Source organism: uncultured Mucilaginibacter sp. (assembly GCF_903913935.1).
Taxonomy (GTDB): Bacteria; Bacteroidota; Bacteroidia; order Sphingobacteriales; family Sphingobacteriaceae; genus Mucilaginibacter.
This window is the reverse complement of record NZ_CAIWNH010000105.1, coordinates 1-11,001: the sequence shown is the minus strand read 5'-3', so window position 1 is coordinate 11,001 and position 11,001 is coordinate 1. Positions and strand designations below refer to the sequence as shown.

At 44.7% G+C, this 11,001-nt stretch carries 6 protein-coding genes and 1 pseudogene; all 7 read left to right on the top strand.

Annotated elements, in window-relative coordinates:
- Positions 1 to 430 (top strand): annotated as a pseudogene (locus tag QZY09_RS04135) (SusC/RagA family TonB-linked outer membrane protein); the annotation flags it as partial.
- Between the two features lie 19 nt (positions 431 to 449).
- A complete protein-coding gene (locus QZY09_RS04130) occupies positions 450 to 1,922 on the top strand; it encodes a RagB/SusD family nutrient uptake outer membrane protein (RefSeq protein WP_295668487.1) in 1,473 nt (490 codons plus the stop codon).
- 20 nt (positions 1,923 to 1,942) lie between these two features.
- Positions 1,943 to 2,806, top strand: a complete 864-nt coding sequence (locus QZY09_RS04125; RefSeq protein ID WP_295668484.1) for a LamG domain-containing protein — start codon at positions 1,943 to 1,945, stop codon at positions 2,804 to 2,806.
- Between the two features lie 119 nt (positions 2,807 to 2,925).
- The gene (locus QZY09_RS04120) at positions 2,926 to 4,593 is read left to right on the top strand and encodes a glucoamylase family protein (protein ID WP_295668481.1); all 1,668 of its coding nucleotides are present in this window, start codon (positions 2,926 to 2,928) and stop codon (positions 4,591 to 4,593) included.
- Positions 4,594 to 4,652: 59 nt separating this feature from the next.
- A complete protein-coding gene (locus tag QZY09_RS04115) occupies positions 4,653 to 6,002 on the top strand; it encodes a glucoamylase family protein (protein ID WP_295668478.1) in 1,350 nt (449 codons plus the stop codon).
- Between the two features lie 410 nt (positions 6,003 to 6,412).
- Positions 6,413 to 8,167, top strand: coding sequence for a family 43 glycosylhydrolase (locus QZY09_RS04110; protein WP_295668476.1), 1,755 nt, complete (start codon positions 6,413 to 6,415; stop codon positions 8,165 to 8,167).
- A gap of 84 nt (positions 8,168 to 8,251) precedes the next feature.
- Positions 8,252 to 11,001 (top strand): gliding motility-associated C-terminal domain-containing protein (locus QZY09_RS04105; RefSeq protein WP_295668474.1); only part of this gene is annotated, 2,750 nt, incomplete at its 3' end.

The window sequence follows — 11,001 nt, the reverse complement described above, 5'->3', positions numbered from 1 at the left end:
TGAGCTTGATATGCAGGGAGTGGCAGATGTGAGCATTTATAATGCAAATATTGCTTACCGATATGGCAATGAGAACTTTACCCAGGATTTTTATGATCATCGCTGGCACGGTGCAGGTACTTCAAATACCTATCCTTCAGTAAATGTAGGCGCAAACGCCAATGCTGCCCCTAATTCGTTTTATGTTGAAAGCGGTGCATATTTCAGGGTGCGTAATGCACAATTAGGCTATACCTTCCCGGCAGCGGGCCTTAAAGCATTGGGTATACAAAAACTACGAGTATTTGCCAACGCGCAAAACGCCCTTAATATATTTGGCTATAAAGGATTCAATCCTGAAGTTGGTGGAGATGTGTTGGGTCGCGGAATAGACGCCAACGTTTATCCACTTTATGCCACCTATAACTTTGGCGTTAACTTAACATTTTAACATATAAATGATGACAAATATGAAAAAGTATTTAAAAGGCGCCGCGGGTATTTTCTTACTCCTTGCCCTTATATCAGTTCAAAGCTGTAAAAAAAGCTTTTTGGATGTAACCGCCAAAGGAACGGTTGCTTCAACTCAATTCTGGCAATCGCAGGCCGATGCTACCTCAGCAGTGGATGCGATGTACGCAAACCTGCACACATGGAACAACATAGCTTTCGCCCCTATAGCCGTTGAAAGCATGGGTTCGGACGACGCTGAAAAGGGCAGCAGCCCGACGGATGCATCGTTTATGAACGATTTCCATTTTTTCACTGCGAATTCCGGCGAGGGTCAGATTGCCGATTTTTGGGCAGGTGAGTATCAAACCATCAACTTTGCCAACCAGATCCTTGACAATGTACCGGGCATTAGTATGGATGCCTCTTTAAAGGGAAGGTACCTGGCAGAAGCTAAAGTTATCAGGGCCTATGCGTATTTCAGGCTGGTTAGAGCATTCGGCGACGTACCTTTACGTTTGCATGTGCCTAAAATAGCAAGTGAATATAATATCCCCCGTACCGCCAAGGCGCAGGTTTGGGCCGCGATCGAAGCCGATTTAACAGATGCTGCATCAGTATTGCCTCAATCTTACAGTGCCGCAGATATCGGCCATGTAACTAAAGGCGCTGCATTGGCACTTCACGCAAAAGCGGCTTTATATCAAAAGAAATGGGCCGATGTGGTTACCTTAACTAATGCAGTTACTGCGCTGGGCTATACCTTATTCCCGAACTACGAACAGATGTTCAGGTCCAATAATAAAAATAATTCTGAATCAATTTTTGAGATCCAGTGTATGCTGATCCCAAACAATCCCGGTGCGTCAAATTCACAATATTCACAGGTACAGGGCGTGCGCGGTTCAACAGGTGGCGGCTGGGGATTTAATGTGCCTAGCGCTGACTTAGCGGCTGCTTTTGAAACCGGCGACCCACGCAGGGATGCAACTATCATCTTCAGGGGCGAAACAACACCCGAAGGAGATGTGATCCCTGCATCAGGTGATAACCCGATGTATAACCAAAAATCATACGTGCCCTTCAGCCTGTATGTTTCCGGCTATAACGAAGGTTGCCAGCAGGATAAGATCGTTTTGCGTTATGCCGATGTTCTGTTAATGAATGCAGAAGCAAACAACGAACTGGGTAACGCTGCGCCCGCCTTAATTTCTTTGGAAATGGTTAGGGCACGTGCAAGAGCAGGTAATGCTGCTATTTTGCCAAAAATAACGACTACTGACCAGGGTGCGCTGCGCACCGCAATCTATAACGAGCGCCGCGTTGAGCTGGCCATGGAATTTGACCGTTATTTTGACGTGATCCGCCAGGGCCGTGGAACAGCTGTATTCGGTTCACGCGGATGGAAAGCCGGCAAAAATGAAGTTTGGCCGATCCCTCAAAATGAAATTGATCTGAGCGCGGGTACTTTAACCCAAAATGCTGGTTATTAATTTATTTAATAAAGAAAGAAATGATGAAATCAATTAAAAAAATATTTATGGCGGGCCTGGCTGGCTTTGCTATAATTTTATCAATAACCTCGTGCCAGAAAAGTTTCGACCCAAAGACTTATGCGCCAACGAAGCCGTTGCCAACCTTTGGAGGATACAGTAATTCAAAGGATATTGAACCGGGTAATTTGGTTGCTTACTGGCCGTTTAATGGCAGCCTTGCTGATAGTTTATCAGCTACCACAGGAGTTGCAACAGGAACAAGCTTTGGTACCGGCGTTATCGGAAAAGGATTACAAGGTGCTGATAACGGTTATGTAGTATCAAACACACCCGCAGCGGTAAAAGCTTTACATAGCTTTACGATTAGTTTATGGGTTAAAATGCCTCAAAACACCAGCGCTCTTGGGCTTATAAGTATCGCTCACAGTCAGAATTTTTGGGGTAATTTTGATATTTTCTTTGACAACGGCGGAACAGCAACAACAGGCGTTTTAAAGGTGCACGCGTTTAACAACAGTACAGGTCCTTCTGGTTCAGACGCATGGGAAGGTGGTTATACAGTTGCCAATCCATGGAATGCCTGGGTAAATATCGAAGTAACTTACGATGATAGCTCATCTACGGTTATTGTTTATTACAACGGAGCCCAGGCGGGTACAAATACAGCTACAGGATTTGCACCGCTTAATTGGTCAGCTGCTGACAAAATAGCTTTCGGGACTTTACAGTTTCAAACTACGCCGTCTCTTACATCAGCTACCGGTGCACAGGGCTGGGCCGGTTATTTAACAGGAGTATTAGACCAGGTAAGGGTATACAATAAAGTCTTATCGTCATCAGAAGCATCTGCTTTATACAACCTTGAAAAATTAGGAAGATAATATTTGATTGATTGAGTTTGGTTACAAGGTTGTTTGTCCGTCCGTCTGCCTCCACAGGCAGACGGCGGATCAGGCAGCCTTTTTTGTGAATGATGTACAATTGATTTAACTTAATAGTGATGGGGATAAAAAACTTAAAAATCTGTTTAATTGCAGCAATATTTTTTGTTTTGTGGGGATGCAGTAAAAGTAAACAGCCAACACCTGTTACGCCTGTTCCGCCGGCACTCAGCTTTAGCGCATTAAAGGTTAATGGCACCTATAACGGTTTTAATTACCAGGGGGTAAATAATTCGCCTGTTATCAGGATCTCTTTTTCGGCGCCGCTCAGCCATACGTCCGTCGCCGGCGCGGTTTCATTTAACAATAAAGTGGGCGCAGGAGTGAATTTTACTACCTCTTATCAAAACAACGATAGTACTGTTGTCATCACACCAACAGCATTGCAATCAATCACCCAGTACACTTTAAATATCTCAACCGCTTTAAAATCTGCCGCCGGCGGCACCTTGCAATCGGCAATAGCGATCGACTTAACAACAGCAGTTGACACCACCAATAAATTTCCGGCATTAACAGATAACCAGTTGCTTGATTTGGTTCAAAAACAAACACTGAAGTATTTCTATGATTTCGGCCATCCGGTAAGTGGCCTCGCCCGCGAACGCAATACCTCGGGGGACATCGTTACGATGGGCGGGTCGGGCTTTGGCATTATGGCCCTGGTAGTTGGCGCTAACCGCCAGTTTATTACCCGGGCACAGGCTTTGGCAAGGTTGCAAACAATTGTAGCCTTTTTATTAAAAGCACAAACATTTCACGGCGCGTTTCCGCATTGGATGAATGGGGCCACAGGCGCAGTAGTGCCTTTCAGTACCCAGGATGATGGCGCCGACCTGGTAGAAACCGCCTACTTAATGGAAGGACTGCTAACCGCACGCCAGTATTTTAATGCCGGCAGTCCGGCTGAAACCCAGCTGCAGGCGGATATCAACACGCTTTATAATAATGTTGACTGGAACTGGTTTACCAACGGCGGGCAGAATGTCCTGTTTTGGCATTGGAGCCCCAATTATGGCTGGTCATCCAATATGCAGATCAATGGATGGGACGAGGCCCTTATTACTTACGTTATGGCAGCTTCGTCAACTACCCATCCCATAACAAAAGCGGTTTATGATAATGGTTGGGCAGGCAATGGCAGTATGAAAAATGGAAATACCTATTTCAATACCGTTTTACCTTTGGGCCCGGCAGAAGGCGGCCCGCTGTTTTTTGCGCATTATTCGTTTTTAGGCATAAACCCGAATGGATTATCAGACACTTATGCAACCTACGACGTGCAAAATAAAGCGCATGCTACTATTAATTATAACTATTGTGTTGCTAATCCGGCCGGTCACTATGGCTATGGTGCCAATTGCTGGGGATTAACAGCAAGTGATATTGAAAGCGGTTATACGGCGAGTTCGCCAACAAATGATGTGGGTACCATCGCACCAACTGCTGCCATCGCTTCATTACCCTATACGCCAACACAATCTATGCACGCTCTAAGATATTTTTATTACAAACTAGGCGATAAAACATGGGGCCCCTACGGTTTCTATGACGCTTTTGACCTGGATAACACCTGGTTTGCCAGTTCAGACCTGGCGATTGATGAGGGGCCAATTATTGATATGATTGAAAACTACCGGAGCGGTTTGCTCTGGAATTTATTTATGAGCTGCCCCGAAGTAAAAACAGGTATGAAAAACCTGGGCTTTCAAAGCCCTAATTTATAACGATCAGCCAACCCGGCCAGAGATTTTGTGGCGGCTGAATTTAATATACGAACAAACAGATGAAAAAACTGATACTATTATCCCTTGTAATTACACTCACCTATTGCTGCCAGGCCCAGAACCCGGGAAAAACGGAAGCAGTGGAAGGTATAAAACCCGTTGGAGTAATAAAAAATTTGACTGACAGTGCGCTGCTTGATGTAGTGCAGCGCCAAACATTCCGTTATTTTTGGGATTTTGGCCACCCGGTGAGTGGCCTTGCCCGCGAAAGGAATAACGTAGCCTATGATTATGGCAACGAAGTTGTAACCATTGGTGGCTCGGGCTTTGGAGTGATGAGCTTAATAGTAGCTGATCACAGGAAATGGATCACCCACCAACAGGCTGTTGACAGGTTGTTAAAGATGGTAAATTTTTTATACCGGGCTGATGCTTACCATGGCGTATTTCCGCATTGGTTAAATGGCGAAACGGGGAAGATCATTCCGTTTGGCCGCAAGGATGATGGTGCTGACCTGGTGGAAACCTCCTATCTTTTCCAGGGGCTGCTATGTGCCAGGCAATATTTTAACGGTGATAACCAAAAGGAACGCGAAATAAGGGACAGGATAAACGCCATGTGGGGCGATGTTGAGTGGAGTTGGTTTACCAGGGAGGGCAGAGATAACCTTTACTGGCATTGGTCACCTAACAACGGCTGGGCAATGAATTTCGCCATACGTGGCTTTAACGAATGCCTGATCACCTATATTTTGGCTGAATCAGCGGTCCGGTACCCGGTTGGCGCGAATGTATATCACGGCGGCTGGGCACAGAGCAGTTTTTTTACCAATGGTAAATCCTTTTATGGACATAAATTACCATTGGGTTTTGATTACGGCGGCCCCTTGTTCTTTTCACAATATTCATTCCTTGGCCTCGATCCGAAAGGGTTGAAAGATCAGTACGCCGACTATTGGGAACAAAACACCAATCATACCCTCATTAACCACGATTATTGCGTTGATAACCCCAAAAAATACAAAGGTTATGGCGAAAATTGCTGGGGCTTAACGGCCAGCGATAATTTTGAAGGTTATAATGCACATTCGCCAACCAACGATCTCGGCGTTATTACGCCTACGGCTGCCTTATCAGCATTTCCATATACCCCCGAATATTCGATGAAAGCCCTGCGGCATTTTTATTATGACCTGGGTGATAAGATCTGGGGTGATTATGGCTTTGTTGACTCCTTTAGCGAATCGAGAAACTGGTATGCAAAATCGTACCTTGCGATTGACCAGGGCCCGATTGTAGTGATGATAGAAAACTACCGCAGCGGTTTGCTTTGGAAATTATTTATGAGCTGCCCCGAAGTACAGCACGGCCTTAAAAAACTTGATTTTGAAAGCCCTATGATAAAGTAAAACAATGCTGGTTTAAATTAGTGTGCGTCACGTCACTAATAAATCGACGTTCAGGCTTTATCAGAACAACATGGAAATGCCGGGGCTGGTGCAGTAAAAAAATGTAAACCCCATTTTATTTTTAAACCGTATAAGTTGCTTTATATCAAATGTTTACAAAATATTAATTTGTGAATGTGTAAACCTTTTGTAAACCCTTTTCGTGCTTTTTGCGTCAATTAACTTGTAGCTTGACGATTGGTTAATTTAAGGTTGACAAGAACTGGTTTAAGTTGTGTGAACTTTGGCAAATGGTAAACGCGCCTGATCGTTTTTTTGAAGGCTTCCTGTTATCTTTGAATGAATTTATAAACCGCGGTCATTTTGAATAAAAATTCAATAATGTCAATTGATCAATACAGAAATTTGAGATGAAAAAAGCTTTTCTTTTTATAACGATTACCTGCTGCATGTTGCTGATAGCAAACTGCTCTATCGCGCAGCAAAAACAGTTAACCTATTGCAACCCTATCAATATTGATTACGGTTATACGCCGATCCCAAATTTTGCCACGGAAGGCAAGCACCGTGCCACGGCCGACCCTGTGATCACGATGTACAAAGGTGATTACTACCTGTTTTCAACCAACCAGTGGGGGTATTGGTGGAGTCATGACATGTACCACTGGAACTTTGTTTCCCGGTCATTTTTAAGGCCCGAACATCATGTTTATGATGACCTTTGCGCCCCGGCGGTTTGGGTACAGGGCGACACTTTAATGGTATTTGGTTCAACCTATTCATCCAACTTCCCGATATGGATGAGCACCAACCCAAAGGCTAACGAATGGAAAGAAGCCATCCATGAATTTGAACCCGGCGGCTGGGACCCTGATTTTTTCAGGGATGATGATGGTAAATTATATATGTACAATGGCAGCAGCAATACCTATCCATTATACGGTGCGGAGATCGACCCCAAAACTTTTCATTTAAAGGCATACCGTAAAGAGATGTATTTTTTGCAGCCCTTCCGTTACGGATGGCAGCGCTTCGGCGAGAATATGGACGACACCTTTTTGGATCCCTTTATCGAAGGCTCATGGATGACCAAACACGACGGCAAATATTACCTGCAATACGGCGCACCCGGAACAGAGTTTAGTGGTTATAGCGATGGCGTAGTGGTAGGCGACAATCCGCTCGGGCCTTTCACGCCGCAGTCAATGCCTTTTAGCTATAAACCGGGAGGCTTCGCCAGGGGCGCTGGGCATGGCAGTACCTATACGGATGCGTGGGGGAATTACTGGCATATCTCCACGATCACTATCGCTGTAAAAAATAGTTTTGAGCGCCGCCTCGGCATCTGGCCTACTGGTTTTGATAAGGATGGCGTTTTGTATTGTAACACCGCGTTCGGCGATTATCCTACCTATCTCCCGGATGGTAAGGCAGATCACCTGCAAAGCCGCTTTACCGGCTGGATGCTGCTGAATTATAATAAACCGGTACAGGTATCTTCAACCCTGGGTGGGTATATGCCGAACAATGCGGCGGATGAAAATATTAAAACCTATTGGAGCGCCGAAACAGGCAATCCAGGCGAGTGGATCCAAAGCGATTTGGGTAAGGAAAGTACGGTAAACGCTGTTCAAATTAATTATGCCGACCAGGACGCTACCATATTAGGAAAATCAACCACCACTTTTACTCAGTATAAATTATATTACTCATCCGACGCCAAAAACTGGCATATCCTGGCAGATAAAAGCCAGAATAAAACCGATGTGCCGCATGATTATATCGAATTATCAACACCGGTAAAAGCCAGGTATATCAAACTGGAAAACATACATATGCCAACCGGCAAATTCGCCATAAGCGGTTTACGGGTTTTTGGCAATGGCGGCGGCAGCAAACCTGATACTGTACAAAACTTTGTGGTTTTGCGCACAGAAAAGGATAAACGCAGCGCCTGGATAAAATGGCAAACAGTTGATAACGCGTTTGCTTATAATATTTATACCGGAACCGCTCCTGATAAGCTATATAACTGTATTATGGTTTACTCCGCCAACGAATATTATTTAAAAACGATGGATAAAGAAAAGCCTTATTACTTTAGGATCGAAGCTATAAATGAGAACGGCATATCCGCAGCCACAAAAGTTATCAAGGTAGAATAGACAGTGTTAATAAAATCTGGCCCCCTAATTTATAGAGCTAAGTAATTTTCTTGTAATTTAGAATCGTTTTGCCGGGGTGCCGCTATGATTATCCGTAAATTACTTCTGTTTTTACTGTTATTTTTTATTTGTGGTAATTTATTCGCGGCAACTTTTACGGTTACCAGTAATGCTGATGCCGGCGCCGGAACCTTACGGCAAGCATTGTTAGACGCTATCGGCAACGGCACCGCTACCACCGACTATATCTATTTTAATTTGCCCGGTAATACACAGGCAGCGCTAACTATAACCTTGCAATCTGAATTGCCTGATATTTCAGCAAATGTTATTATTGACGGGACTACCCAACCGGGCTCAGCGCTTGGGGTGAGTGGCGCCAAAGTGATCATTACACCAGCCGTGCCTGCTGCAAATTTTAACGCTTTCAAGGTCTCAACCCTGGTTGGCGTTAATGACGCTGTTGAAATTTACGGTTTGTATATCGAAGGCTTTTCACCTAACCAATCGGGTTTGGGAAGTGCCATAGTATCAGGCGCCAATTGTAAATTGGTTATTGGGGCGCCGGGTAAAGGAAATGTAATAAGCGGCAACGACTATGCCTTTAACGGCCTGTTTCAAAATGCAGTGATCCAAAGCAATTTTATCGGTATTCAGCCAGATGGCATTAACGCTTTTAACAATTCATCTGTTTTTTATTCAGGGCAGGATTATCAAGGTTTAATGATCGGCGGTGCAAACCCACAGGATGGCAATGTAATATTAAGCGGCCGAATCAGCGGTATAAATTTTGGCGGCGTTGCGGATGGTACCCATAAATTAGCAACCGTTGAGAATAATCTTTTTAATACCGACTATACCGGGACCAAACCGATAGGGGTGGCCAATAATTCATGCATCCTGGTTAATGATCCAAATACCTTATTATTTGTAACCGGTAATGTTTTTAGCGCTTCGGAGATTGGCGTCTCAGCCCTGAATAAATCGGCCCTGATCATTAAAGGGAATTTCTTTGGAACCGACAGGTCGCAGGCCTTTCCCCTGGGGGCGGGTACCTATGCTATAGAAAACAGCGACGTAAACTCGGTTATTGGGGGAAACGCACCAGCCGATCAGAATGTTTTCACCAATTACCAAAACCCGATTGATGCGTATAACAATTCATATACAAATGTGGTGCAGAATGTATTTTACTGCAATACCAATGTGCAGTTAAATGACCCGACGGGACAAAATTTCATCAGGATAACGCAACTAACTAATACAATGGTCGGTGGTGATGCCCCGGTGGGAGCCACAGTGCAATTATATTTTACCCAAACCAAATGCACTACATGTAATCCAAATTCATGCTTTGCGACAGTTACTGCTGATGCGGCCGGGATATGGTCATACACAGGCAGTATAACCCAAAATGTTTTGGCGTCATCTACCGTAGCAAACAACACCATTGGCTTTCAGTTTGATGCCATTACGCAGACAGATGTAACCATAACCAATTTTGATTGCCATCATGCCGGTTCAATCGCGCTGATCGAAAACCGGGTGGGAAATTTTCAATACCTGTGGACAGACAGTCAAAATAACCAGGTAAGTACCAGCCAGAACGCCACAGGCCTGGCACCGGGCAACTATACTTTGCAAATTAGCGAAAATGGTACCTGTCCTTCGGTAACGTCAAGTGTTTTTACGGTGATTGATTTAACCCCAAAAGTTTTTCCGTCGACTTTTACTACTGATTGCACCAACCCCACAGGTCATTTCTCTACTTTCCCCAGTACCGGCCCCGGGATTACGGTAGCCAATTATTACTGGGAAGATGCCAGCGGCAACATTATTCCTAACGGGAACTCAAATACCATCAGCAACCTTGCACCCGGAACTTACTACTTGTACATTACCGATAGCAACGGGTGTAATTCAAATAAGGCAACCTTCACCGTGAATCCGCCGACTGCGACACCGGTAATAGATGAAAGCGCTGCCCTTCCAATGGATGCAACGTGTGGCCTTTCTAATGGATCAGTTACCGGCATAACGCTCACAAATGCAGGGAATGCAAATTATGGATGGAAAAAGGCAAACGGGGCGTTGTATTTGCCAGGGCAAATAGATCTGCAAAATGCCACTGCAGGGCAATACTACTTTTTTGTGCAATATAACTTTAATTGCCCCCAGGTAAAGAGCGCAATTTATACCATTAATGCTATACCCGTTATTCAGATTGCAGCAGGCACCGTTACCAGCGACCAGTGCGCTGAGGGTGTCGGCAGCATTCAAAATATCGCGGTTACCGGCGGCGTGCAGCCATATACCTACAACTGGATAAATTCATCGCAGCAAAGTGTGAGCACCTCATTGGATTTAACAGGCGTAGTTAACGGAACCTATACATTGCAGGTAAAAGATGTAACTGCATGTGGTTTGGCTACAAAGGATTATACCATCGGTAATCAAACTATTACACTAGCAGCGCCGGAGGCAGATAATGTACAGTTATGTTATGCTGGTGATGTAATGATCATGGTGAAAAACCCGCAGGCGGGTTACGGATATCGTTTATATCTCTCGGCAACCGGCCCGGACTTGATCGATCAGCAAAGCAGCGGAATTTTTAAGATCCCTGTAGCCAGTTCGCAAAGTGCTTATATCAGCCAGTATATTGGCGGATGCGAAAGTCCCCGTACAGAGGTGAAAATTACGGTTGGGCTATCTGCATTAAATATTCCGAACACGTTTACCCCCAATAACGATGGCGTTAATGATTTTTGGCTGTTAAAAGGCATCGAAAATTACCCTGACGCTATGGTAAGAATCTTTAACAGGTACGGTCA